Source organism: Arthrobacter sp. D2-10, from assembly GCF_054161285.1.
On the sequence record NZ_CP096431.1, the window covers coordinates 739,149 to 764,568 of the forward strand.

Here is a 25,420-nt window from a genome sequence, read left to right on the forward strand (position 1 = left end):
ATAGGTAGCAAGAAACCTTGCTGGAATGGCAAACTGGAGCAATGAGTGACGAAATTGGCGAGGCTCTGGCGGCGGTTGGTCCACGTCTTCGGGCGCTCCGGGTGAAACGGGATGTGACGTTGCAGTCGTTGTCGGAATCGACTGGAATCTCTGTGAGCACGTTGTCCCGGCTGGAGTCTGGGCAACGGAAGCCAAATCTGGAGTTGTTGCTTCCGTTGGCGCAGGCACATCAGGTCCCGCTCGATGAATTGGTTGGAGCGCCGACTACCGGTGATCCGCGTGTACATCTCCGTCCCATCGAGTCGGGGCGCATGACAGTGGTGCCGTTGACCCGCCGACCGGGCGGCATCCAGGCCTACAAGCATGTGATGCACGCGGATATGCCGATGGAAGAGCCGGATCCCCAGGTCCATGAGGGATATGAGTGGCTGTATGTGTTGAACGGAAACCTGCGTATGGTGCTCGGCGAACTTGACCTTGTGCTCCCGGCCGGTGAAGCAGCGGAGTTCGATACCCGTGTGCCGCACTGGTTCGGGAAGGCAGACAGGCATCCCGTGGAGTTTCTCAGCCTTTTCGGACGGCAGGGGGAGCGGTTGCACCTTCGGGCGAAGAGCACCTAGCGCCCTGCATGCGTGCAGAAGCCCTCTCAAGATTGGGCTGTGCGGAGGTTCCGCGGGCGAGTTGTTCATGAACGGCGTCCTCCACCTGCCAGTATCTGTTCCGTCTCAAGGTTCTCTTGGGATCGAGGTATGCCGGCGGTCTGAACCAGGGAATTCCGTAGATCGATTCGACAGCCCAATTCCCCTCATGGATCACGTGGTGATGCCGCGAGCAGAGTAAGTCGCCGTCGCTGATATTGGTGGACCCACCCGCCGCCCAGGGGATGATGTGGTGGGCTTCGCACCAGGTTGCGGGGGTTGTGCAGTCGGGGAATGAGCAACCCTTGTCGCGTGCAACCAGCGCTCGGCGCATATGCGGTGGAAAGAGGCGTTGGGCGCGCCCTATGTCGAGGACCTGACCCTTTCCGCCGAGTACTAGGGGCAGGATATCCGCGTCGCATGCCAGCTTCCGGATGCTTCGAGCGCCGATCTGTTGGGCGAAAACGGAATGACCGTCATGCCCCAGATCGCTGAGGAGATCGCGGTAGTTGATGGTCACCATCACCTGCGGGCGGTGGCCGCCGGTTGCTGGGAGGCCATCGCCGGAGAGTGCAATTTGGCATGCCGAGACCAGGCCGTCGAGCAATTCCTGCGCTCGCGTAGGGTACTCGAGCACCGAATCGCCGCCGGTGTTCAGCGATTCCCGCTTGGCCGAGCCCGTGGAACCATCCGGACGGGACCCGCCCTGCGGCTGGGTTCCAAACGGGGGTGTGCCACTGACTCGGGGGTTGGTGGCGGTGTTCATCACGGTGACAAGATGCTCGAACTGCTCATCCGTGGCACCGATCTCCATGAAGTGGAGGCCATGACGCCGTCCCTTGAGGAACACGCCTTGCCTGGCTCGAAGCGTCTTCTCGGTCGGTTCCTGGCCGTCCTGATCGATCACGCTCTCCCAGCGTCGCGCCAGTACCCTCAGGATGTCCTCGTCCGACTCGATGGCTTGGTTCGTCAGATGCGCTTCCATGGCGTCCAGCTGACCCGGAGTTGCCACTGTTCGTACCCGGTGAACCGCATCCCGGATCACTGTTGCTGCACGGCTGCTGATTGTTCCAGCACTGGTTGCTGTGGCCAGGGTGGCCATCGGAGCTTCGGCCGGTGCCCCTGGTCCGGGTATAGCGGGCACCACGTCCTGTCCCAGCCGCAAACGTCGATTCGCTTCGGCACGGCTGATACCGATTCTTACCCGCAGATACTCAGACGTGCTCTTGTAGCTTTCTCGAGCGTTCATCGCTTCGAGCTGATGGTCCTCGGCGGCGCGGGCTGCCAGCGTCTGGAGATGGTCGACGATCCTGGACACTCGCTCGACCGCTACGAGAGTCGTCGCAACTTCTGCCTGGCTCAGCGTCAGGTAGCTCGATTGGAAGTGCTGAGCGAAGGACAGCAGGTCGGAATGCACTGCAGGTAGGAGGGAGGAGTCTTCCTCCTGACGTTCAAATAGTGCGACGGCCATACGTAAATTTTATCGAAGCTGTGTACTATTCGCGATGGAATACCGCCAATGTGGAGGAGTGGTGATAGAGGATCTATCCACAGCCTGTGAGCACAGTCCTTCTTCGAGCCGCCGCAGCCGCCGTCGTCATCCCGAGCCGAATGAGCCGTTATTCGTACCTGAAGCAGGTTTGGCCTAACGGGTGCTCCACCTAACGGAGGGCACGCTCCAGCACGAAGTCGGTCTCGACGCCGCTGCCCAGCTGAAAGGTCTTGGCGCCCACGCGCGTGAACCCGTGCTTCTCGTAGAAGCGCACCGCCCGGGCGTTGCGGTCATTGGTGCCGAGCCAGATGCCCTGGGCGTCGGTTCCCTTCGATGCGATCTCCAGCGACGCTTCCATCAGGCGCGCCGCGGACCCTTGCCCATGCTGGGAGGGATGCACATAGAACTTGCTCAGCTCGATCGTCGGAAAGATCGAAAGTGAGGACCGAACCTGCTCGTCCTTCGGGAGGTCCTTGACCAGCATGCTCCAGGCGAGGAGGTGCCCGTCTTCACGAAGACACAGCAGGATCTTGTCGGGATCCGCAATGTGCTGCGTGAATCGCTCCTCGGACAACTCTGTAGCAATGAAGTGCGCAATGTCCTCAGGTCGGGAGGTCGGTGGGCAGGCCAGTGGGAAGGTGATGGCGGCCAGCGTAGCTAGCGGGCCGGCGTCGTTCGCGGTGGCATGGTCAATAACAACGGTCACGAAGTCAGGGTAACGCTGATCGGCGTTCGTGCCGACAACGATGATGAAAGCGATGAACCCGGTGAACCCGTATCCGCGACGACGCGACCGCCCGCGAGGGTGACTACACGCTCTGCCCGATCGATGTCCTCGGGATGGTGGCTTGACTCAATCACCGTCACGCCCCGCTGCAGTTCTTCGCCGATGGCTGCGCGAATCAGTTCGTGTGCCGCGCGGTCGAGTCCGGCTGTGGGCTCATCGAGCATGAGCACGTCCGATTCCTGGGCCAGCCCCTGAGCAATCAGTGCCCGCTGACGCTGACCCCCGGACAGTTCGGTGAGTTGCCTCCCTGCCAAATCCGCGATCCCCATCCGCTCCATCGATGAAAGGGCGACCTGGCGATCACGCGGACGCAGCGGTAGAAGTGCCCGCCGGTGCGGCCATCGCCCCATCTCGACCGCCTGGCGAACGGTGCAGGGGAGGACTTCCGAGGTGCGGGTGTGCTGGATGACGAACGCGGGACGGAGGCTTGTGGTCAAGAGCACCGAACCAGACTGTGGCCTCAGTACGCCTGCGGCCAGGGCAAGCATGGTGGACTTTCCGGACCCGTTGGTACCCGTTATGACCGTGTGTACGCCGCGTTCGAATGTGAGCGACACTCCGCTGAGAGCCGGTCTGTCCGGATAGGCGTAACTGATGTCGCTCAAAATCACTGTTGCCACGGGCTTCTTCCTCGATTTGCGAATCATTCTCATTATCAATATAGGATGAATCACGATGGAATGGTTATTCGAGCCCCTGAGCGCGTCCTTCGTGCAGCGTGCAGTTATTGGCGGCGTGCTGGTTGCAGTCTCCTGTGCGGTGGTGGGCACCTGGGTAGTGGTGCGCGGCATGGCATTCCTTGGAGACGCAATGGCGCACGGATTGCTTCCGGGTATCGCGATCGCCTCTCTTCTGGGCGGCAACCTGATCGTCGGAGCAGCGGTCAGCGCAGCGGCGACAGCCGCTGGGGTCTCCGTCATCACACGCAATCGACGCGTCTCGCAGGACACGGCGATCGGGCTGCTGTTTGTCGTGATGCTGTCGCTGGGAGTGATCCTGGTGTCGTCAGCGGGATCTTTTGCTGTGGACCTGACGGGAACCCTGTTCGGTGACGTCCTCGCTGTCGGGACTGACGACATCCTGGTGCTCACGATTGTCGGAGTCGTAGTCCTGGCAGCGGCAGCCATCAATCACCGTGCTTTCACCGCCGTGGCGTTCAACCCGCAGAAGGCAGCGAGCCTGGGCTTGCATCCACGCCTTACCCACTTCATCCTGCTCTGCCTGATCACCCTCGCGGTGGCCGCATCCTTCCAGGTGGTCGGAACGCTGCTGGTGTTCGGACTGCTCATCGCTCCACCGGCCGCAGCGCTGGTGTGGGCCAAATCCATACGCGCCGTCATGGTGCTCGGCGCCGCAATCGGATCAGCCAGCGTCATCGCGGGCCTGTGGATCTCCTGGTACGCCTCCACCGCAGCCGGAGCCACCATCGCGCTCGTGGCAGCGCTGTCCTACTTCATTTCGGCACTTGCCTCCGCGCTCATTCCGCGAACGGCGCCGACACCCTCCCCTTCACGAGAAACGGAACTCCTCTCCAGTGCACCGCTCCACCCCTAAAGTCCCACTCCTACTGTTGGGCCTTCCGCTGTTGCTCACAGCCTGTGGCACCCACAACACGCCCGACGCCGGCACCGCGCCCACCGCTGAAGCCACCCCTCACGGCTACATCGAGGGAGCACAGGAAAACGCTGAACCGCAGACCGGGCTGCTCACCTTTGACCGCGAAACCGGCGAGGCCCAGTTGCTCTCGCTGCTCACGGAGGAAAAGGCCGATGCCGGCACTTTTGGCCCGGTCGATGCGGTTCACCTCGACGTGCGCTACGCCTTCATCTCCAGCGGTGACACGGTGGAGGTGTTCGACACAGGCGCCTGGACGGTGCCACATGGTGATCACAAGCACTACTACAGCACCCAGCCAAAGCCGGTAGGCACCATTGAAATCCCCGATCCGGGATCAGTCGCGGGGGATGGCTCGACGGTCGCTGTGTTCTCCGATTCGGAGGGTTTCGCTTCGCTCTACAGCGTTAAGGACATGGACGCGGGTGAGACCACCGAAACGGGACGCATTACCACCAGCCCTCACGACGGCGGCGTCGTCGTCCCGTTCAAGGGATCTTTCCTGGCAAGCACCGCCGAAACAGGGTCGAAGGAGCCCGACGGCGTCGAGGTCCGCGACTCTCAGGACCAGACAGTCCTCGCAAAGGAAAGCTGCCCTGGACTGAGCTCACATGCACAGACGCGCGTCGGCGTCGTCTTCTCCTGCACCGATGGTGCCCTGCTGTTCACCGAGAACGACGGCGCGTTCACCGCTGAGCACATCCCATACCCTTCCGGTGCGGCGGACCCGGTTGTGACCCTCGAACACCGCCCGGGCTCCACTGAACTCGCCGGCCCGGCCGGTGATGACGGAGTCTGGCACCTCGACGCCTCAGATCGTACCTGGACCCTTCTCGCAACCCCGGTCGCTGCAGTCACCGCTGCGGCCGTGGGTGACAGTCAGCGGGTGCTGGCGATTGGTACCGACGGTTCGCTGCTTTCCCTGGACCCCGCCTCGGGGGAGATCATCACCTCCGTCGAATTGCTCGACGCCGATACGGACCAGATACCGCAACTCCGCATCGACACCTCCCGCGCTTACGTCAGCGACCCGGCGTCGTCGACCGTGTACGAGATCGACTACGCCGATAACCTCCGCGTAGCCCGAACCTTCGACGTCCCGGCCGTCGACTTCCTTCTGGAGACCGGGCTGTGAAGCGCGCACTGAAGGTCGCCGCAGCGGCCCTTGCCCTCACGGCCGGGTTGAGCGGATGCTCGGCCGCGGCGGCCGACACTCCAACCGTCGTCGTCACCACCAACATCCTCGGCGACATCACCGGCAACGTCATCGGGGATAAAGCCGACGTCGTCGTACTGATGGAATCGAACGCCGATCCGCACTCCTTTGGGATCTCGGCGCAGCAGGCGGCACAGATCGAGAACGCGGACCTCATCATTCACAATGGCGCGGGGCTTGAGGAGGGCGTCCTCAACCACGTCGAGACGGCCACCGCCCAGGGTGTGCCCACCATCGCCGCCATGGACGCCATCGAGCCGATCTCCTTCACTTACGACGACGACGGCAGCACCGAGGGCGCGGACGACCCTCACTTCTGGACAGACCCAGGCCGGGTGGCGCAGGCGACGGAGGCGATCGCCGACGGGATCGTCGAGCACGTAGACGACGTCAACGAGGAGGCGGTCCGGGATCAGGCGGCCGCCTATGTGGCGGAATTGAAGGAGCTCGAGACGGCGATGGAAGACAGTTTCGCAGCGATCCCCGAGGACCGGCGGAAGCTCATCACCAACCACCACGTCTTCGGGTACCTGGCCCAGCGGTTCGGCTTCGACGTGATCGGTGCGGTTATCCCGAGCGGCACAACGCTCGCCTCGCCCAGCTCATCTGACCTCGATGACCTGACGGGGAAGATCCGGGAAGCCGGCGTCGTCGCAATCTTCGCCGACTCCTCACAACCCGAACGCCTCGCCGAGGTCCTCGCCGCGGAAGCCGGGACCGACATCGCCGTGGTTCCGCTCTTCACCGAGTCCCTCGGCACGGAAGGCTCCGGGGCCCAGACCTACCTCGACATGATGCGCGCCAACACCGAACGCATCACCAGCGCACTTTCATGAACTGCACACCATCCAACCGAAGGGAAATACTCATGCATCACCGCTCAAAACCCGCACGCCTGGTGACGGCGCTCGCCGTCTCCGGCCTCGTACTCACCGGCTGCGGCACCAATGCCGGAGAACGCACCGCAGGTGAAACCGAAGGCACGCCCAGCACCGACTCCGCAGCAACTGCTGCCGAGGCCACCCCGCGCGTAGTCACCACCTACGACGGCGGCGTGCAGGTCCTCGACGGCGAAACCTTCGAGGTGCTCGGCGACTTCCCGATGGAAGGCTTCAACCGGATCAACCCGGCCGGTGACGGACGCCACGTCATCATTTCGACGGCGGCCGGGTTCGAAGTCCTTGATACGGGCGTCTGGAGCGAGGGTGACACCTCCTACGCGGAGGAACCGGCGATGACCGATATCGTGTTCCCCACAACAAAGCCCGGTCACGTAGTCCGCCACGGCGGCAAGACCATCCTTTTCAGCGACGGCACCGGCGAAATCACCGTCTTCGAGAGCGAAGACCTCGCCGAGGGCCAGCCCGAGGTGGAAACCCACGCCTCGGAGGAGGCACACCACGGTGTCGCCGTCGAGCTCTCCACCGGGGAAATGGTGCAGACCCTCGGCAACGACGAGGAGCGCCCCGGCATCGTCGTCTTCGACGAGAACGGTGAGGAAATCGCCCGTAACGAGGACTGCCCGGGTGTTCACGGTGAGGCCACCGCGGCAGGTGAGGCAGTGGTCATCGGCTGCGAGACCGGCGTTCTGATTTACAGCGACGGCGAGATCACCAAGCTGGACAGCCCGACGGAGTACGGGCGCATCGGCAACCAGGCCGGCTCCGAGGAATCGGTCATCACACTCGGCGACTACAAGCAGGATCCCGACGCCGAACTTGAGCGCCCCGAACAGATTTCGCTGATCAACACCGAAACCAAGGAACTCACGCAGGTTGACCTCGGCACCAGCTACAGCTTCCGCTCCCTCGCCCGTGGCCCGCACGGGGAAGCACTCGTGCTGGGGACGGACGGATCGCTGCACGTGATCGACCCGGAGACCGCGGAGATCACCAACAGCTTCCCGGTCATCGAGGCGTGGGAGGAACCGCTGGAGTGGCAGCAGCCGCGCCCGACGATCTTCGTCCAGGACCACACGGCCTACATCACCGATCCGTCAACCAACACCATCCATGCTGTTGACGTTGAATCCGGGGAAATCACCGGAACCGGTGAGCTGGAGCAGACTCCGAACGAGCTGACCGCCGTCACCGGATGATCTGACTAGCAGGGCAGCAGGACCCCGTCGCGGAACGAACGGTCAGCGGCGGGGTCCTGCTGTGCATACCGGTCCAAAGCTGGCTTAGGATCGCTGTACCGACTTGTTCCCTACCGCGGAAGGCAGCCATGCACGTGTTTCCGCGCAGCTCGCCCAGCACGAACATGCGCAGCGCGAAACAGCGCAACGTGCCTTCCTGGGGGTTCCTTGGCCAGCTTGCCGCGGCATCCCTCCTGGTCACGCTGATTCCGCTTGCCGCGGTGGCAGTGCTCGACGACGGCATGCCGGACGGCTGGGTGGGCTGGACCCTGCCGCTCGCCCGCGCGCTGGTGCACCTCACGAGCCTGGTCACCATCGCGCTCCTCTGCGTTGGAGTGCTCCTGCCGGGGGGCGCACGCGGCGACGAACTCTCGCCGGAAGCCGAGAGGCTGGGCAGGCGAGGGAGCACAGCTGCGCTTGCCGCCGTCGTCGCCTGTGGCGTGCTGCTGCTGTTGACCTACTTCGATGTGCTGGGCGCCGGTCCTTTGCAGGCTGGATTCTCCGACTTCGGTCTTTTCCTGGATCAGCTGGCCTCGGGGCGGGCGCTTATCGCGCAGATCGCATTCCTTCTCGCCAGCGCCGTCATCGGAACGATGGCGCGGACGCTTACCGCGCTGCGCATGGCGCTCTTCCTCGCGGTAGCGGGCACGACGACGCTGGCCCTCGGCGGGCACGCCGCCTCCGAGTCGGGGCACGGCCTGGCGATGTTCAGTATGACCGGGCATATCGCCGCGGCGTCGTTGTGGGTCGGCGGACTGGGAGGTCTCGCCTGGTTGGCGTTGATTCGAAGCAACCTTCTGCACCTGACCGTGCGCCGGTTCAGCCGGATCGCCCTGATCTGCGCGACGGTGGTAGCACTGAGCGGCGTGATGAGCGCACTGGTGCGCGTACCCGATCTGGCGACCCTGGCGTCGTCGTCCTATGGGCTGGTTCTGCTTCTGAAGGTGCTGGTGCTGGGTTTGCTGATCACATTCGGGGCCATGCACCGGCGTCGGCTGCTCGACGGAAACACGTTCAGTCGAGCTGACTTCGGAAAACTTGCCACCGGTGAACTGGTAATCATGGGCGTCGCGTACGGTTTGGCAGTTGCCCTGGTGGCGCTGCAGCCGCCTGTGCCTGCATAGCGCTGCCCCACCGAGACTGCGTTTCCGAACGGACTGCCACTTCAGGGCGCGACGGCGTGGCCCAAGATGTGCGCCACCGGCGGCGCCAGGGGCTGGACGGAGAAACCGAACCGCTCGTTGTCCCGGATTTTGAAGCCGGCGGCGGTGATCGACTGCAGAGTGTCCCTGTTCGGGTGGCAGCCGCCGGCAGCCCGTTGCCAGAGCGGCGTCAGCAGGTCCTCGACAGCAGCCAGAAATTTCCGGTCGGACCGGACGTGCTCGTAGAAGGCCAGAACCCCTCCGGGACGCAGCACCCTGCGCGCCTCCGCAAGAGCTGCCCCCTGATCCGCGACGCTGCATAGGACGAGGCTGGTAACCACCGCATCGGCGCTGTAACCGGCAGCGGGGATGTGCTCCGCGGTTCCGGCGACCAACCGGACAGGGACCGGTGCGGAAGAGGTTCGACGCCGGGCCAGTTCCCTGAGGTGATCGTCGGGCTCCACAGCCAGAACCTCGGTGACCGTCGCCGGATAGTGCTCGAAGTTGGACCCCTCACCGGCACCGATCTCGATCACGTAGCCGCTCAAGCCGGTCAGCAGGGCACGACGGTGCTCCGTCCCTCCTCTGCTGTTCATACCCTCGACTGCCCTGGCATACGCGCGGGCGAAACGGGGGTGCTGCAGTCCGGCGGGACCCCGCTCAGTCTCCGGATCGGGAACGGTCACGGACCAACTGTGGAACCGCGGGACCACGCCGTCAAGGGGAGATCAGTCGGTTTCGGGGCCGCTGCAGAAGTAGCACCCGTCTTCGCAGGCGTGCCGGAGAGGCTTCCGAACGGGGGCGCCGAATGTGCGCGCCTTAGAAATTATCAATGAAGGCTCCTGCCCCGGGGAGGGCATATTTCGGTTGCCGCGAACCGGACCTGGTGGCGACGAGTGTCCAGGTGACGCTGTCCCCGTCATAGGCCGGGAGGACATTCCCCCGCCCGATGTAGCGCTGGTCTGCTTTGCTGTCGGCAGGTGCCCACCAGCCGTCGAGGGGGCAGTGTTCCCCGGTCCGGGCCTGACGGGTTGTGTGGGTGTTTTTTCCCTGCTCGGGATGGTGTGGGTTGTGCTTCTTCATCGCTGATTCTGACCTCGTTGTCGGTTTCGGGCGGGTTGAAATTATGGGTTTAACTCTACGCCGCCGGGTCTGTTCACCCGCTGTGCGAATGAACAGACCCGGCCCGTGTTGCTTTGTACTAGATGAGATTTTCGGTGAGGTTGTTCGGGGTGCCGAACCGGTGCGCTGTGATGGACACAGCCTGCTCACGCAGGAAGGGGAGCAGTTCCACGCGGCCGGCGGCGACGACGTCGTTCGCGTAGAGGGCGACGTCCGGCTTGCCGTCGGCGGCCTCGGCTGTCTCGGCGACGGAAGCGCCGATCAGGCGGATGCGAACCCCCGACTCCGGGCCCGTCTTCCCTGCGTAACCCTTGACGCGAGCGGCCCAGGCTTCAGCGTTTTCGGCCACCACAACAATGCCTGACTCCCGAAGGGCGTGTGCGGCAGCCTCGGGAAGCGCCTCTGCCGTGCTGACGGTCAGCGCATTGAGTTCGGGCCGTCCGTTCCAGGCGGTCACACCCGCTGAGGCTACGCGGAGCAGTTCGGCCACGCCGTGCCCGGACGTCGCTGCTTCATAGCGAATGGTGACCGGAAGCGGCCGGTAGCGGAAGACATTCCGTTCAGCGTGGAGTCCGGAGACGTCGCGGGCTGCGCCGAACTCGGTCTGCCAGGCGACGGCGTCGGAAGCCAGTGCCGATTCGAGCCATGCCCGATCAGCCGGAGTGATGTCGCCGGTGCTGACGGCGTCGGCGGCTGCGGTGAGGAACTTCCGGGCCGGAGCGGACAGCGGGGCTTCGGTGACCGCCCGGACCGGGGTGTCCTTCCACTCACCGAGGCCCACCAGGTAATTCGGGCCACCGGCCTTGGTGCCGGCGCCGACCGCGGACTTCTTCCATCCGCCGAAGGGCTGACGGCGCACGATCGCTCCGGTGATGCCACGGTTGATGTAAAGGTTGCCGGCCTGGACGTTGTCGAGCCAGTACTTCAGTTCCTTCGGGTCCAGCGAGTGCAGGCCGGAGGTGAGGCCGTAGTCGATCTCGTTGACCAGGCTGACGGCTTCTTCGAGCGTTTCAGCGGTCATGATGCCAAGGATTGGGCCGAAGTATTCGGTCTTGTGGTACTCGCTGCCGCGCTGGACGCCGGTGCGCACCCCCGGGCTCCAGAGTTTGCCTGAGTCATCAAGCTGCTTGGGTTCGAGGACCCAGGACTCGCCGTCACCGAGTGTGGTGAGCCCACCGAGCAGTTTGCCGTTGGCAGGTTCGATGATCGGCCCCATCTGGGTGCGCGGGTCTACGGGGTAGCCGACGTTCAGGGACTGCGCGGCGTCCTTCAGCTGCTGGTTGAAGCGGCGCGAGGTGGCAACCGATCCCACGAGGATGACCAGTGACGCTGCCGAGCACTTTTGCCCGGCGTGGCCGAAAGCAGACTGCACGACATCGCGTGCTGCGAGGTCCAGATCGGCGCTCGGGGTGACGATGATGGCGTTCTTGCCGCTGGTCTCGGCCAGGAGAGGCAGATCCTTGCGGAAGGAGCGGAACAGTTCGGCGGTCTCGTAGCCGCCGGTGAGGATGAGCCGGTCGACGGCGGGATGGGACACCAGTGCGGTGCCCAGCTCACGCTCGGACAGCTGGACGTACTGCAGAACGTCGCGGTCGATTCCCGCTTCGTCGAAGGCCTCCCAGAGTGCCTCGACCATGACGGCACCGGAACGGCGGGCCTGGCGGGCCGGCTTGATGATGACCGCGGATCCGGCGGCCAGCGCTGCGAGGACGGAACCGGCCGGGATGGCGACGGGGAAGTTCCAGGGCGGCGTGACCACGGTCAGCTTCGACGGGATGAACTTGGCCCCGTCCACGCTGTCCAGTTCCTTGGCCAGTTCGGCGTAGTAGTGGGCGAAGTCGATGGCCTCGGAGACCTCAGGATCACCCTGGTCGAGGGTCTTGCCGCACTCGGATGCCATGACTTCCAGCAGTTGCGCACGGTGTGCCTCAAGACGGACGCCCGCGCGGTGGAGGACCGCGGCGCGCTCGGCACCGGTCAGGGATCCCCAGGCGGTACCACGGGTGAGTGCTTTCTCGACGACGGCCTCGAGCTGATCGCTGGTGCTGAGCTCGTGGGTATCCGCTGTTGCCTCGCCAAGGGTGGAGGAAGGAACGCGGTCGAGGATTGCGCGGCCCCAGGCCCGGTTCGCGGGCAGATCGGGGTCGGTATCGGGGGTGTTGGTGAAGCCGGCAGTGGGTCCGCCGTAACCGGGTGCGCCTGTCTCGAGGTCCGCCTGAGCGGTTACCTCGGCAAGGGCGGTGTCGGCGTCAAAGCGGCTGCGGTCCTGAACCCGGTTCGGCCCGGGAACCGTGTCGGTGAGCGCGGCCAGCGAGGCGAGAAAGCGCTGCTTCTCGCGCTCGAAAAGCGCTTCGTTCTTGTCCAGTTCGAACACTGCTGACATGAAGTTTTCCTGGCTGGCACCCTCTTCGAGGCGGCGGATCAGATAGGCGATAGCGACGTCGAACTCGGCAGGGTGGACTACCGGAGTGTAGAGGAGGAGGGAACCGACGTCGCGCTTTACCGCTTCGGCCTGGCCGGTGGCCATGCCGAGAAGCATCTCGAACTCGATGCCCGAGGTGATGCCACGTGCCTTGCCCAGGAGGTGGGCGAGGGCGATGTCGAACAGGTTGTGACCGGCAACACCGATGCGGACGTTACCGATGCGCTCCGGGGTCAGCGAGTAATTGATGACCGCCTTATAGGAGGTGTCGGAGTCCTGCTTGGTGCCCCAGGTCGCCAGCGGCCAGCCGTGCAGGTCGGCGTCGACCTGTTCCATCGGTAGGTTGGCGCCCTTCACGACGCGGACCTTGATCGGTGCGCCGCCGTTTGCGGTCCGGGCTGCTGCCCATTCCTGGAGGCCCATCATGGCGCCGAGTGCATCCGGCAGATAGGTCTGGAGGACGATGCCGGCTTCGAGGTTGTGGAACTCAGGCTTCTCGAGCAGGCGGGTGAAGACGGCGACGGTCAGGTCGAGGTCCTTGTATTCCTCCATGTCCAGGTTGATGAACTTGCGGGGTGAGGATGACGCGGCGAGGCGGAACAGCGGTGAGAGCGTCTCCACGATGTGGGTGACGGCTTCGTCGAAAGCCCAGTGGTTGTGCGGGGCTACTGTGGAGGAAACCTTGATGGAGACGTAATCCACGTCCTCGCGGGCGAGGAGCTTGTGGGTGCCCTCGAGGCGGCGGGATGCCTCATTCTCGCCGAGGATCGCCTCGCCGAGGAGGTTCACGTTGAGGCGGATACCTTCGCGCCGGATCTTGGAGATCGACCGGCCGAGCTTGGCATCGGTGGCATCCACGATGAGGTGGCCCACCATCTCACGCAATACCTTGCGTGCAACAGGAATGACGACGCCGGGGATCACCGGCGCCAGGTTCCCGCCGACGGCGACTGCCGACTTCATGTACCAGGGCAGGAAGGACGGGACCTTGGGAGCCAGCGTCTTCAGGTTCCGGGCAGCAACGGACTTGTCCTCGGGACGGATGACGCCGTCGACGAAGCCCACCGTGAACTCGAGACCGTGCGGGTCCTTCAGCACCCCGGCCAGCTGAGCGGCGGCGGCGTCAACCGGGAATTTGGCTCCCTCAGCCAGCCAATGGCGAACCAACGCCACCACTTCCTCAGCGAGGTCACTGGGGCGGACAAGCTCGGTGCTGATGCCTGTTACAGCGGTCATACGGTACTCCTCGGGGGTGGTGTTTCGGCGCAGGGCCGGGCTGAGGGCATTGAGGTTCAGGGGTTGACCTCGCCGCTCAGGCTCGGTCCTTGGTGAAGCGCGTTCGGGAGCTGTCGTGCTGCGAAAGATCCCGGAGCAGTCCCCAGTCCGTCTGCCGACTTTGGCCGATTGTTCAGGGGCTTGACTTTCAGTATGGGGCTGAGGGAAGTTAAGGAAAAGTTACCTTTTCCGACGGGTAATCTTCATCAAAAGTGAACGGTCGTTGACGTGCTGGATATCCATAGGTTGCGGCTACTGCGGGAACTCAGCATCCGCGGAACCATCGCTGAAGTAGCAGCGGCTTTGCGGTATAGCCCGTCGTCAGTGTCCCAGCAGCTATCGCTGCTCGAGCGCGAGGCAAAAGTAGCGCTGTTCCGCAAGAGCGGGCGGCGTCTGCAGCTCACCGCGCACGCCATGGTGCTGGTGGAATATGCCGAGGAGTTGCTCGATGGTCTCGAGCGAGCGGAAGCAGCTCTGGCCGTCACGAGGCCCATAGTGTCCGGGACGGTCCGCCTGGCCGTCTTTCAGACCGCGGCGCTTGCCCTGATCCCCAACATGCTGCGCACCCTCCGCGAAAGGCATCCATTGGTTCAGGTGAAGATGGTGCAGCACGAACCGGAGACGGCTCTGCGAGAGACGTGGGCGCGCAATTTCGACCTGGTGGTTGCCGAACAGTATCCCGGACACGCCGCTCAGCACTACGAGACGCTGGACCGCGACCCATTGACCCGCGACGAAATTCAGCTTGCCGTCCCCACCGACCTTGCTGGGGCACCGGAAGACTTTCACCGGGTCGGTTCCCTGCAGGACGCCGGAGGGCTTCCGTGGGTGATGGAACCCCATGGCGCTGCCTCACGGCACTGGGCCGAGCAGCAATGCCGCCTCGCCGGGTTTGAACCGGACGTACGTTTTGAGAGCGCGGACCTGCAGACGCATGTGCGGCTGGTCGAGTCCGGCAATGCCGTGGCGTTGCTCCCGCAACTGGTCTGGGCGCAGCGGGAACAGCGCTCCCGCCTGGTGGAGCTGCCTGGCCGACCACGGCGCACGATCTTCACCGCGGCCCGTCGGTCGAGTGCGGGTGATCCGGCTATTGCAGCTATCCGCGAAGCTCTGACCGCCGAAGCGGCAGCGCTGGGCCTGGACGCGCCGGGGAAGTCCGGTACTTAGGGGTACCGGCCTAGAGCTCAGGAACGCAGTGGCCGGCTCCCAGCTTCGCAAGACCGGCGCGGTCGCCGTCGGCGAGTTGGAGCTGACCGGTGTTCTCGCCGTACATCAGCTGCGTCGGGTCGTCGACATGGTCGAGTCCGAGCACATGCGCAAGCTCGTGGATCACGATCGCTTTCACCTGCTCCCGCCCACCCGGGTACTGAAGCATCAGCGTCATGTCCGGTGCGTCGAGCATCGTCTGACCGGCGACGTAGACAAGCGGCTTCCCCGGCCGCTGCGCGATCTCGCTGCCTCCCAGGCCAGCTACGTCACCGGCAAGTTCGGGCACTTCTGCGGGACTCGTCCACGTGATGAGCACAGGCACCCAGCGCTCGCCGTACAGTTCGGGCTGATAGGGGTCGCGGTGGCCGGGGCTGGGCGCTTCACCGGTCGGACCATCGAAAACGAATGTCAGACCCGTCGCTGCAGCAACTTCGGCGACCGCTTCCTGGACGATTCCGTCTGTACCCGCAGGTGCGAAGTCAGGGCGGACCACATAGTGAACTGGACGGCACGGGTCATAGGCGACGAATTCCTGCCCCAGGTCTTCGTAGGGAAACAACGCGTACTGTGCGGACCCGGTCGATGGCGGGGGCGTCCCCAGTGGGGCATCTGCTGCCTCCACTCCGCGAGGGGGGACATTCGACCACGGCAGGTGGGGAGTCAGGTCTGGAAGGACCGCGCGTTCGAGGAACGAGGGCGAAAGATAAAGCGCAGCAACACAAGCGACCAGCGCAGCGGTGCGCAGACGGAGCTTGAAAGCGGATGAGCGCGGACGACGACGGCGCGTTACCCGGTCGCGGTTCCGTCGTCGTCCGTTGGTTTCAGCCGCGTAGGAGCGGAGCTGTTGGTTGAGCGCTTCTTCGAGCGCCCACTCCGGGACGCGTCCTGAAGGTGATTGGCGCAATCCTTCCTGCGCTGATTCCGACGACGACCGCTCTCGGTTCGGCGTTCGTCCCTTCGATGGCGTCGCATCGTCTCTCTGGAACCACTCGCGGTCCAGTACCCCCATGATGGTGTGCTTCTTTCCCGTCTGCCTCTATCCCTAGAAACAGCTTCCTGGACGAGCACCGCCAGATGCCCGCAATTGCGGCAATCCTGCCCGAAAGCTGAGTGCCGAGCTCAGCCTTCGTCGTCGTCTTCTCACCGGTGGTGGAATGACAAGCCGGTCTTCGGTGTTGGGCCGAACAGGACATCCACAACGAGAAGGAGCGGTCATGTCACGAGTTGCCATTATTGGAGGCCACGGAAAGGTGGCGCTGCACCTGTCCCGGATCCTTTCCGGTGCCGGTCATGAGGTGAGTTCGATCATCCGCAACCCGGATCATGCCGGCGACGTGGAAGAAACGGGCGGCAAGCCCGTCGTCGCGGATGTAACGCAGCTGTCGGTCGGCGAGCTGGCCGACGTCGTGCGTGGGCATGACGCAGTGGTGTGGTCGGCTGGGGCTGCCGGAAGCAGCCCGGAGGATACCTATGCGATCGATCGGGATGCGGCGATTCGTTCGATGGATGCGGCGAAGGAAGCCGGCGTTGACCGGTACGTGATGGTCTCTTACATCGGTGCGCGGAAGGATCACGGCGTGCCCGAGGATACCGGGTTCTTCCACTATGCAGAGGCGAAGGCAGCTGCGGACGAGTACCTGCGCGGAACGGATCTGGCGTGGACGATTCTCGGTCCGGGCGCGCTCACGACCGATCCGGGCAAGGGGTCGATCGAGGTTTCGAGCGAGCCGCAGCAGGATTCGGTTGCGCGTGAGGACGTGGCTCAGGTCGCTGCGGCCGTGCTGAGCAACCCCGGGACGGTGGGGAAGTTCATCCAGTTCAACACTGGCGAGACGCCGATTGCGGAGGCGCTCGAGGTGGTTTAGCGCCGTCGTCGTCGTTGCTCGTCCGCTGCCCTCGCACTGTTTCGGTGCGGGGGCAGCGGTGTTTCACGTGCCCGAGAGGACCGTCACCTTCTCCGAAAGGGCAAGGACCCCATTGACACGCCGGGGGATTGCTGTGAAATCGTCGCGCAGTTCCTTGGGCAGCGCTGCTGCGGGAGCGTTCTGCCAGGCCACTGGACGAAGGAAACGCCGCACAGCGGTTACGCCCACCGATGTGTGCTGTGAGTTGGTGGATGGCCACGAACCACCATGATGTTGAGCCCAGGTAACGCGAACGCCCGTCGGGTAGCCGTTGAAGACAATCCGCCCCGCGTTGTCCTGCAGGGTGGGAAGCAGCCGGGACAGCACATCGTCCTCGTCTTCTTCAAAGTGCAGGGTAGCTGTCAGCGACTTCGGGATGTGCGTGAACGCCTCAGCGACTTCATCGAGTGAGGTATAGCGGACTATAACGATGAGCGGGCCAAAGCACTCCTCGGCAAGGTCGGCACTCAAGATTGACGCTCGGGTCTCCAACAGAGCCGGAGCGACGCTGAAAGCACCGGAAGGTTCTTCCGCGGGTTCTTCATGCCTGCTCCTGGCGGCATCCTGCATGCCTGCGAGCGGGGTTGCCCCCGCGCGCACAAGCCCTTCTGAGATCTCGGCAAAAGAAGTCCGAATTCGGTCATTCAGAAGAACCTGTGAAGGGGCTTGCTGGGTGAGTTGCGTCAGGGAATCTACGAGCAGTTGTCCTTGGGGACCCTCCGGAACAAACGCAATGCCAGGTTTGGTGCAGAGCTGGCCGGCAGACCCGGTGAAGGAGGCGAACAAGTTGGATGCGATGTCTGCACCCCGAGTTTTCGCTGCACCTTCGCTCACAATCAGCGGATTGACGCTCGAGAGCTCCCCGAAGAACGGAATCGGGTCCGGCCTGGTGTTGATCGCGCGCTGCAGGGACTCCGCCGCGAAGAGCGAGCCGGTAAAGCTGGCCGCCTTGATTGCCGGATGCTTGACCAGAGCCAGCCCTGCTTCCTGACCGAAGACGGCACCAAAAGTCCCCTCGGGTGCATTGACTGCATGGGCAGCCTGCTGCAGCACGTCCAGCGAAAGCTGCGACGTCAAAAGATGAGAACCGTGGGCCTTGATTACGACGGACGAGCCAGCGGCGATGGCCGATGCGGTGTCACCGCCCAGGACCGAGAAAGCGAAAGGAAAATTGCTCGATCCAAAGACGGCAACCGGCCCGATGGATACCAACATGCGCCGGACATCCGACGCGTCTCCTAGAGGCGTCCGACCGGCGGAGTCGATCATCGCTTCGAGATAGCTGCCTTCCCGGACAGCTTCCGCGAAAAGCCTGAACTGAAAGACTGAGCGACTCACCTCGCTATTGAGGCGGGCGGTCCCGAGCCCTGTTTCAGAATCAGCAGTAGTGATGAGGCCCTCGCGCGCTTCCTCGACGTATGTGGCGATTGCTTCCAGTAGTTCCGCCCGGAAGGCGCGTCCTCGCCGCATGAGCTCGCGCCAAGCTATCTCGGCCTGCTCAGCGGCAGCCTCCACATCGGTCCGAGTCGATGGCTGGCGGTTGACTGTAGCGCTAACACCCGTGCGGGGATTGGTGGTCTTCAACATTCAATAGTCCTTGTCAGAGGAGGGAGGACGGCGACGTCGCGGCGTGGCTCAGGCGCTTTCACGAGCAACAACGGAAAATCCGAGATCAACTTTCCTTGTGAGCGAAGACTTGTTCATCATGCGTCCGAGAAGCAGTTGACCTGCGGTGGTCCCGATTTCACGGTTGGGCACAGCGACCGTAGTGAGCGTGGGCACCAGGTGCCGAGCGATCTCGAAATCACCGAAACCGGTGATGGCGATGTCATCGGGAACTCTGATGCCACGGCGCGCACATTCGAGGATGGCACCGGCCGCAAAGACGTCGCTGGCGAACATCAGGACATCTGTCTCGGGGTGTACTCGGAGCGTCACGTCCAGGAGTTGCCGACCCGATTCGAAGTCAACCTTCGAACCCCCCGAATCCACCACTCGTATCGGTTCGTCCGGATATAACCTTCGCACCGCGTCTTCAAAACTGGCTTTACGGGCAACGGCACGAAAGTCGCCGCTCTGGAATGAACCAGCGAAAGTAGGATGCCTGTAACCTCGCTGAGCAGTGAAGTCGACGATGGCCTGTAGGGCATCGCCGTTCGAGAATCCGACGAGGCTGTCAATGGGATTCTCGGTCAAGTCCCAGGCTTCGACGATGGGAACCTGTGATTCCCGAAGCAGATGAGCAGTCACGGGTGAATGGTCGGTGCCCACAATGAAAATGCCGTCTGGTCGGCGTCCTAGGAACGCCCTCACAAGTTCTTCCTCGTGGGACGGACGGTAGTCGGTGGAACCGATGAACAGCTGGTATCCCGCTGGGGCGAGGACTTCGTCGAGCCCGTGCAGCGCATCCGCGAACACCGACGCCGAGATGGCCGGGATGATCGCTGCGACCGTCATGCTGCGGTTCGACGCGAGATTGCTCGCTGCGAGGTTCGGCACATAACCAGTGGCCTCGATGGACTGCCGCACCCGTTCGAGGGTGAACTTCGAGACCAGCTCCGGAGAACGGATGGAACGGGAGACAGTCTGGGGCGATACGCCCGCATGAAGGGCAACATCCGACAGCGTCACCGTGTTGGTTGAGCGCCGCGTCTGCCGGTGGTTGCCGGCTTCGCTTGCCGACCCCTCGGCGTCGGCCCGATCTGCATCAGATTGAGCGTCTATGGCTGCCGACGTTCCTGTGTTGGTCACAGCAGGTTCCGGCTGGCGAGATTGCGCATCAGAGAGCCGATTCCGAACTCCCACGGCTCGCACCTCTCGCTCTCCTCGACGTAATTGACAAGCGTACCGAGTTCGCGGGAAGAGATCCTAACCACATCGCCCCGTTTATGGGTGAACCCGTGGTCCTTGGTATCCCGGTCGACAATGGGCGCGAACATTGTTCCCAGCATCAGCACCGCGCCGTCCGGGTACTGGTGTTGTGGGCCGATGAGCTGCCCCACGAGGTCCAGCGGGTCGCGGCTTATCTGCGCCATTTCCGACGTTCCATCAAGGTGGAAGCCGTCAGGACCATCAATCTCGAGGTTCACCTGCATCTGCCGGACGGAGTCCAGGTCGAATGAGTCATCGAAGAGCCGGATGAAGGGTCCCAGGGCACAGGATGCGTTGTTGTCCTTGGCCTTGGGCAGCAGGAGCGCGCTTCTGCCTTCCACGTCCCGGAGGTTCACATCGTTGGCCAGGGTGCTGCCCACGACGCGTCCCCGTGAATCGATAATGATTGCGACCTCGGGCTCGGGGTTGTTCCACAACGATGTGGAGAGGATTCCCACCTGGGCCGCCGTGCCGATGGCAGAGAGCGTTGGTCCTTTGGTGAAGATTTCGGCATCAGGGCCGATTCCCACTTCGAGGTACTGGCTCCAGAGCCCTTCCGCTACGAGATAGCTCTTGAGCCCCGCGGCCTCTGCAGAACCCGGACGCATCTCGTGGAGATCGGTGCCTATTTCCGCCAGAATCTTCTCGCGCATCCTGGCTGCGGCTTCGATGTCTCCACGTACGCGCTCCTCGATGACCCGCTCGATCATGGAGACTGCGAAGGTGACGCCTGCTGCCCGGAGCGTCTGCAGGTCAACCGGCGCGAGGAAACGCGGTCCCGAACCGGAACGGGCAACGGTGTTCTCGTAGATCTCATCAAGGCCACCGAGTCGTGCCCCCGCGGCAGCACGTGCAGCGGCAACTGGATCAGGGTGCTCGGAAAGCTCGCTGACAGTTGGGAAGGAAGCTGACAGATCGAAGACGCCGTCCTCAAGGAGGATGACAGGAGAGGGGCCCGCTACCGCCGGATCCCAGACCCGACCGACAAGTGTTCCCGCGTACCCGTCCTCGGGCAGCGTCCGGCTGGCTGCACCAAGGAATGATGTACCCGGCCGCTTCAGCGCATTGTTACTGCCGGTTGTTTTCTTAATGCTCATCATGTCTCCGTGTATCTGCTCTGGCATGGTGTTAGGTGCGGGGTGTCTGGGACTGGTTCACCGGCGTCGGAAATTTCCCTGCCGTTTCTCGGCGAAGGCAGCGCGGCCCTCGTTCGCATCCTCGGTCGCGAAAGTGATCGTTTGCAGATCCCGCTCATACGCGATTGCCTGGTCCTGCGGCAGGTTGTACGCGGCGCGCAGGTTCGCCTTGGCTGTTTCTACAGCGATCGGCGGACGTGATGCGATGATCGCGGCGATTTCGGCCGCTCGGGGGAGCAGGGCATCAGGGTCGACCACCTCGGAGACGAGGCCCCAGGCCAGCGCCTGCTGGGCGTCGATCGGTTCGCCCGTCATCAGCATGAGCGCGGCGTTACTCGATCCCACCGAATGTGCCAGGAACGTACTCATCCCGCCTCCTCCGATCCATCCGAGTTTGACCTCGGGGGCAGCGAAGGACGCCGCTGTTGAAGCAATCCGTATGTCGCAGGACATGGCTGTCTCCAGGCCTCCGCCAAACGCGTATCCATTGACCGCCGCAATGACAGGCTTGCGCAGGAGGCGAAGCGCATCACAGTAGTCCGCGCGATTCCGGAAATCCCAGGGCGTGGCGTACTTGTCCAACTGCCGGATGTCAGACCCGGCGCAGAAGGATCGTCCTCCGGCTCCGGTCAGGATGATAACGCGCACTTCATCGCTCTCATTGGCCCATTCGGCCACCGCGACCAGCGAGTCCGACATATCCTGCGTGACTGAATTGAGCTTCTGTGGGCGGTTCAGCGTGATGGTGGCGACGTAGTCCGAGCGATCGACAATGATCTCCTCGGTTTCCAGCTCGATGGGGGACAGCATGGTCAGACCCTTTCTGTGGTTACGGGCAGCGCGTTGACGAACCCGGCGCGCAGGCTGGCGAGGCCGCTTTCCGCACGCTCATGCCCGGCGACCACCGCCCGAATGATTGCTGAAGCGCTCGACTGGAAGGAGATGTAGCCCGGGAACCGGGGCCGTACCCAGGAGTCTTCGATCGTGGCGAGAGTGGAGCGGTAGAAACCATCAGATGCACGATTGACCTCATCGTCCACCCAAGCACCCCGGCTGGACGGCTGGCCGTCATGCTGGGGAATGAAACTGCGCTGAGTGCTGGCGCTCATCAGCCACTCGACATGTCTGATGAGTGCAGGGGTAACTTGGGTGCGCGCACTGATGGCGAGTCCGGTGCCTCCGATGGTCGATCCGTGGCGACCGCCAGCGACGGCGCTGGGGGCATCCGAGAAGCGCAGGGACGGAGACGAGTAATTGACGTAGCCGTACACGAGCGGACAGAACGCAATGTCGTCGGTGTCGGTCATGCGTTGGAGCAGGCTGATCGGGTTCTGGGTGAGTGAACCCTCTGGAGCGCGCGAGCTAATTGACCGCATGAGTTCCAGGACGGGGATGGCCGTGTCATCCGCTACCAGTTCAGTCATCGAGTCGCCCGCGTCAGCCCCGTAGGCGTCCCTCAGTGGTGCACCGTAGGCGGCGCAGATGGAGGCAAAGGTCAGAAACGCATGCGGTCCGGCAAGCGAGAGGGCTGTCGGAACCTTGGTCGAGATGTCCTCGACGTCGTTCCAGGTAACCGGAGCGTCCGGTACGCGGTCAGGTTTGCGCACTGCAACCTGGGTTGCAGCATCGAGCGGAAGCGCCCACTGGTGCCCGTTCAGGTAGTACGAGTCAAAGGTGGGTCCGACGGCCTGGCGGGACCACTGCTCGAGACGTTCCAGTCCGAACACCGTGTCCAGGGGAGTCAGGGATTGATGCTCGACTGCCTCACCCAAGTGCGGATGGTCAAGGACGATGAGGTCGTACCTCCTGGCCAGATCATCGACAGGGTGCGACTCGAAGCCTTCAAGGGAATGCGCTGACCACTCGAGGCGGAACCCGGTGTCGCGGCGCTGCTCTTCCCGCGCGGCGGCCAGGAGTGCATTTTTGCCGCGGGGGTGGTCCCACGTGATGCCTCGATAGGTGTTCACGCCGACCCTCGGCCCACGGTTGAAACGGGGGACTGGCCCGCGCTGACAGGTCCGTCCTCGGCTACAACACCGGCATCGATCAGTTCGGCCGCGCGGGTCTCTGCCATGCCCAGTTCAGTGAGGATCTCCAGCGTGTGTTCGCCGGCGACCGGAGCGCCCCGGTGAATCCGCGGAGGCGTCGCGGACAGCCGGTAGGGGAATCCTGGAGTTTTGACCAGACCCTCGGTGGGGTGCTCGTACTCGATGAAGGTGCCGTTGTGCGCGATCTGTTCATCATCAATCAGATCCTGGTAGTCGTAGACGGGGCCGGCCCAAATGCCCACGGCGCTGAGAAGCTCGAGCCACTCGGCGCTGGTGCGGGTAATGAGGCGCGCGGCCGTCTTTTCGAAGATTTCGTCGCGGCTGGTCCAACTGTCGGTCTCGGAGTCCATCCCCAGGAAAGAAGGCTCACCGATGACATCTCCCAGAAGGTGAAGGTCCGGCATGGCAAGCGCTATGAAACCGTCCGACGTCGAGAAGGTGCCGTAGGGTGCCCGGATGTAGACGTGAGCGTGGGGCTGTGCACCACGTGTCTGCGGAACCTTCCCCACCGTGAAGACCGACAGTTCCTGCATCTGCAAGGTGGTGATCGCATCGAGCATGTTGACCGAAACCAGTTGGCCTTCACCTGTGCGCTCACGGTGGAAGAGGGCGGCCAGTACCCCCTCGAAGGCAGTTGACGCCGTCACGGCGTCGACGAGGTACTGACCCGCCGCTGCTGGAGGTTCGCCGTGGCGGCCCGCGGAGAGCATTGCACCGCTCATCGCCTGGAGCAGCAGGTCCTGCCCGGGCCGGTTCCGGTAGGGGCCGTCCTCGCCGTAGCCGGAGATCGACACGTAGATGATGCCCGGATTGATTGCCTTGATCGTTTCGTAGTCCACACCCAGTCGGGCTGCAACGCCGGGCCGGTAGTTCTGGAGAAACACGTCGGACGTCTTGACGAGGTCGTAGATGATGTCCTTGCCCTCAAGCGATTTCAGATCCACCGCAATGGAACGCTTGTTCCGATTAAGCGACAGGAATGAAACGTTGATTCGGTTTCCTGTTGCTCCACCGGCCGCGGCATGGCGCTGCCATTCTCCGGTGGTTGGCTCGACTTTGATCACGTCAGCGCCGAGATCGCCCAGTCGCTGTGCGGCGAAGGGTCCTGCCATGGCGATTGAGCAGTCGAGCACACGGATACCCGAAAGCACTTCCGGCGCATCGTCGTCTATTGGGTTACTCATTGTGCTTCCTCTATTTCGGGGGGGCCAAGCATCCGTCGGTCAATCGGAGATCGACGGTGCGTCCCTGGGTGTGAAGTTATATTCAGTGCCGGCGGTGGACTACTCGGGTTGGTCGCCAACCGCTCGGATGGTGCTGCGCACTGAATCCACAGCGTTCTCACCCTCGAGGACGCGGATGGTGGTGCGGTAGTCACGGGATTCTCCGTGCTCGAGCCAGATCATCGAGCCGTCATCGCGGGCCGCTGCGTCGCCACTCACATGATGCGTGGAGGGCTCCAAACCGATGGCGTATTGACCGCTGCGCAGGTTCTGCCACTCGAAGAAGTGCGGCATCCCTGCTGCTTCCCAGGACACCTCGACGCCAAAACCGCTGTCAGCCGCGAGCAGTGCAACACGATGACGGCCCGTGTCATCGGCAATGAGTTCGTGCTCGAATACCTGCTCAACGAAGCCTTTCTGGGGCTGGGGGAGTTTCCGGTAGGAGACCGCCTGGGACGAAACGGAATCGGAGGCCCACAGAGTCGAGTCGATAGCGGCCACAAATTCGGTGCCCTCGTCGACCAACGGCCAGCCGAAGTTCAGGTGGTAGAGGAACATGTGCGGTGTTCGCTCGAATCCGAGATTGTCCACGACATCGTGCAGCCGGATCTCGCGGCCGTCGAAGTCCACTTCGATACTGCGGGTCAGGCGCAGGTGTTCGCCGAAGGAGGTGGCTTGAACTACCTCGCCTACTACCCGAAGGACGGAGGCCCCGTCGTCCGAGATGACCTCACGCGCTTCCAGCAGGCGGGCCGGTATTGCTGTCAGGCGGCCGTGCAGGCCGTGTGAGACCTTCTGTTTGGGCGGGTAGGCGTAGCCCGTGGCATCGACTTCACCGCCGAACAGTGTGTGGTCCAACCCGCCGCTCACGAGCAGCCCGTCGAGTGCGCGGAGCCAGGAGAGACCGCCCTCGTCATTGTGTTCATGCAGGCCGGGGTGCCGGAAGCCGTTTCCTGAGCGCCAACCCAGCGGCACGCCGCGATACCGTGCCGAGCCCAGGTCGAAAGCGCGGTCAACGAGTACTTCGATCTCGAGGCCCGCGGCGGTGCGAAGGTCGATCGCCCGTACTCCTCGCTCCACGCCGTTGTCCAGCACGACCTGGCGAATTCCAGCCACTGCTGACAGATCCCCGGTGCGCTCTGCGAGCTCTACCCTCGATACTTCTCTGCCAAAAATGTTCATGC

Annotated in this window: 22 protein-coding genes; 8 read left to right on the plus strand and 14 right to left on the minus strand. The window is 63.5% G+C overall.

Annotated features, from left to right (window positions below; genetic code table 11):
- Positions 1 to 41: 41 nt before the first annotated feature.
- Positions 42 to 620 carry a helix-turn-helix domain-containing protein gene (locus M1D74_RS03570; protein WP_309124604.1) on the plus strand — a complete coding sequence of 193 codons (579 nt, stop codon included), beginning with the start codon at positions 42 to 44 and terminating at the stop codon, positions 618 to 620.
- Here M1D74_RS03570 and M1D74_RS03575 read toward each other — a convergent pair.
- The 3 genes from M1D74_RS03575 to aztA all read right to left on the minus strand — a co-directional run bounded on the left by M1D74_RS03575 (position 565) and on the right by aztA (position 3,537).
- Positions 565 to 2,109: a DUF222 domain-containing protein gene (locus M1D74_RS03575; RefSeq protein WP_458116506.1), complete on the minus strand. Its 1,545-nt coding sequence runs from the start codon at positions 2,107 to 2,109 to the stop codon at positions 565 to 567. The genes M1D74_RS03570 and M1D74_RS03575 overlap by 56 nt on opposite strands.
- A gap of 190 nt (positions 2,110 to 2,299) precedes the next feature.
- Positions 2,300 to 2,836, minus strand: coding sequence for a GNAT family N-acetyltransferase (locus M1D74_RS03580; RefSeq protein ID WP_458116507.1), 537 nt, complete (start codon positions 2,834 to 2,836; stop codon positions 2,300 to 2,302).
- The gene (gene aztA, locus M1D74_RS03585) at positions 2,833 to 3,537 is read right to left on the minus strand and encodes a zinc ABC transporter ATP-binding protein AztA (protein WP_458116508.1); all 705 of its coding nucleotides are present in this window, start codon (positions 3,535 to 3,537) and stop codon (positions 2,833 to 2,835) included. The genes M1D74_RS03580 and aztA overlap by 4 nt, the downstream gene beginning before the upstream one ends.
- Before the next feature lie 55 nt (positions 3,538 to 3,592).
- Here aztA and aztB point away from each other — a divergent pair, with 55 nt between their 5' ends.
- From aztB to M1D74_RS03610, 5 genes are all read left to right on the plus strand, one after another.
- Positions 3,593 to 4,471 (plus strand): zinc ABC transporter permease AztB, encoded by an 879-nt coding sequence (aztB, locus tag M1D74_RS03590; RefSeq protein WP_458116509.1) that lies wholly within the window; start codon positions 3,593 to 3,595, stop codon positions 4,469 to 4,471.
- A gap of 16 nt (positions 4,472 to 4,487) precedes the next feature.
- The gene (locus M1D74_RS03595; protein ID WP_458116510.1) at positions 4,488 to 5,666 is read left to right on the plus strand and encodes a hypothetical protein; all 1,179 of its coding nucleotides are present in this window, start codon (positions 4,488 to 4,490) and stop codon (positions 5,664 to 5,666) included.
- Positions 5,663 to 6,583 carry a zinc ABC transporter substrate-binding protein AztC gene (gene aztC / locus M1D74_RS03600; protein WP_458116511.1) on the plus strand — a complete coding sequence of 307 codons (921 nt, stop codon included), beginning with the start codon at positions 5,663 to 5,665 and terminating at the stop codon, positions 6,581 to 6,583. Before M1D74_RS03595 ends, aztC begins: the two co-directional genes overlap by 4 nt.
- 32 nt (positions 6,584 to 6,615) lie before the next feature.
- The gene (aztD, locus tag M1D74_RS03605; protein WP_458116512.1) at positions 6,616 to 7,845 is read left to right on the plus strand and encodes a zinc metallochaperone AztD; all 1,230 of its coding nucleotides are present in this window, start codon (positions 6,616 to 6,618) and stop codon (positions 7,843 to 7,845) included.
- Positions 7,846 to 8,009: 164 nt separating this feature from the next.
- On the plus strand, positions 8,010 to 9,008 hold the full coding sequence (locus M1D74_RS03610) for a copper resistance D family protein (protein WP_458116513.1): 999 nt from the start codon (positions 8,010 to 8,012) through the stop codon (positions 9,006 to 9,008).
- A gap of 41 nt (positions 9,009 to 9,049) precedes the next feature.
- Here M1D74_RS03610 and M1D74_RS03615 read toward each other — a convergent pair whose 3' ends face one another.
- From M1D74_RS03615 to M1D74_RS03625, 3 genes are all read right to left on the minus strand, one after another.
- A complete protein-coding gene (locus tag M1D74_RS03615; protein ID WP_458116514.1) occupies positions 9,050 to 9,712 on the minus strand; it encodes a class I SAM-dependent methyltransferase in 663 nt (220 codons plus the stop codon).
- A gap of 133 nt (positions 9,713 to 9,845) precedes the next feature.
- Complete coding sequence (locus tag M1D74_RS03620; protein ID WP_309123971.1) at positions 9,846 to 10,109, minus strand: hypothetical protein; 264 nt, start codon at positions 10,107 to 10,109, stop codon at positions 9,846 to 9,848.
- A 118-nt stretch (positions 10,110 to 10,227) separates the two neighbouring features.
- On the minus strand, positions 10,228 to 13,806 hold the full coding sequence (locus tag M1D74_RS03625; protein ID WP_458116515.1) for a proline dehydrogenase family protein: 3,579 nt from the start codon (positions 13,804 to 13,806) through the stop codon (positions 10,228 to 10,230).
- A 267-nt stretch (positions 13,807 to 14,073) separates the two neighbouring features.
- Here M1D74_RS03625 and M1D74_RS03630 point away from each other — a divergent pair, with 267 nt between their 5' ends.
- Entirely contained in the window at positions 14,074 to 15,012 is a 939-nt protein-coding gene (locus M1D74_RS03630; protein WP_458116516.1) for a LysR substrate-binding domain-containing protein, read from the plus strand.
- Between the two features lie 10 nt (positions 15,013 to 15,022).
- Here M1D74_RS03630 and M1D74_RS03635 read toward each other — a convergent pair whose 3' ends face one another.
- Positions 15,023 to 16,063: a matrixin family metalloprotease gene (locus M1D74_RS03635; protein WP_458116517.1), complete on the minus strand. Its 1,041-nt coding sequence runs from the start codon at positions 16,061 to 16,063 to the stop codon at positions 15,023 to 15,025.
- Between the two features lie 205 nt (positions 16,064 to 16,268).
- Between M1D74_RS03635 and M1D74_RS03640 the strand changes: the two genes are divergently transcribed.
- Positions 16,269 to 16,919 (plus strand): SDR family oxidoreductase, encoded by a 651-nt coding sequence (locus tag M1D74_RS03640; RefSeq protein WP_309072384.1) that lies wholly within the window; start codon positions 16,269 to 16,271, stop codon positions 16,917 to 16,919.
- 63 nt (positions 16,920 to 16,982) lie between these two features.
- Here the strand turns inward: M1D74_RS03640 and M1D74_RS03645 are convergent, their stop codons facing one another.
- The 7 genes from M1D74_RS03645 to M1D74_RS03675 all read right to left on the minus strand — a co-directional run bounded on the left by M1D74_RS03645 (position 16,983) and on the right by M1D74_RS03675 (position 25,418).
- Positions 16,983 to 18,545 carry an aldehyde dehydrogenase family protein gene (locus tag M1D74_RS03645; RefSeq protein WP_458116518.1) on the minus strand — a complete coding sequence of 521 codons (1,563 nt, stop codon included), beginning with the start codon at positions 18,543 to 18,545 and terminating at the stop codon, positions 16,983 to 16,985.
- A 48-nt stretch (positions 18,546 to 18,593) separates the two neighbouring features.
- The gene (locus M1D74_RS03650) at positions 18,594 to 19,709 is read right to left on the minus strand and encodes a LacI family DNA-binding transcriptional regulator (protein ID WP_458116519.1); all 1,116 of its coding nucleotides are present in this window, start codon (positions 19,707 to 19,709) and stop codon (positions 18,594 to 18,596) included.
- Positions 19,706 to 20,929 carry a fumarylacetoacetate hydrolase family protein gene (locus tag M1D74_RS03655; RefSeq protein WP_458116520.1) on the minus strand — a complete coding sequence of 408 codons (1,224 nt, stop codon included), beginning with the start codon at positions 20,927 to 20,929 and terminating at the stop codon, positions 19,706 to 19,708. Before M1D74_RS03655 ends, M1D74_RS03650 begins: the two co-directional genes overlap by 4 nt.
- A 54-nt stretch (positions 20,930 to 20,983) precedes the next feature.
- The gene (locus M1D74_RS03660; protein ID WP_309071932.1) at positions 20,984 to 21,775 is read right to left on the minus strand and encodes an enoyl-CoA hydratase/isomerase family protein; all 792 of its coding nucleotides are present in this window, start codon (positions 21,773 to 21,775) and stop codon (positions 20,984 to 20,986) included.
- Positions 21,776 to 21,777: 2 nt separating this feature from the next.
- Entirely contained in the window at positions 21,778 to 22,932 is a 1,155-nt protein-coding gene (locus M1D74_RS03665; protein WP_309071933.1) for a hypothetical protein, read from the minus strand.
- Complete coding sequence (locus M1D74_RS03670) at positions 22,929 to 24,197, minus strand: CaiB/BaiF CoA transferase family protein (protein WP_309071934.1); 1,269 nt, start codon at positions 24,195 to 24,197, stop codon at positions 22,929 to 22,931. Before M1D74_RS03670 ends, M1D74_RS03665 begins: the two co-directional genes overlap by 4 nt.
- Positions 24,198 to 24,296: 99 nt before the next feature.
- Positions 24,297 to 25,418 (minus strand): aldose 1-epimerase family protein, encoded by a 1,122-nt coding sequence (locus M1D74_RS03675; RefSeq protein WP_309071935.1) that lies wholly within the window; start codon positions 25,416 to 25,418, stop codon positions 24,297 to 24,299.
- Between the last annotated feature and the right edge of the window lie 2 nt (positions 25,419 to 25,420).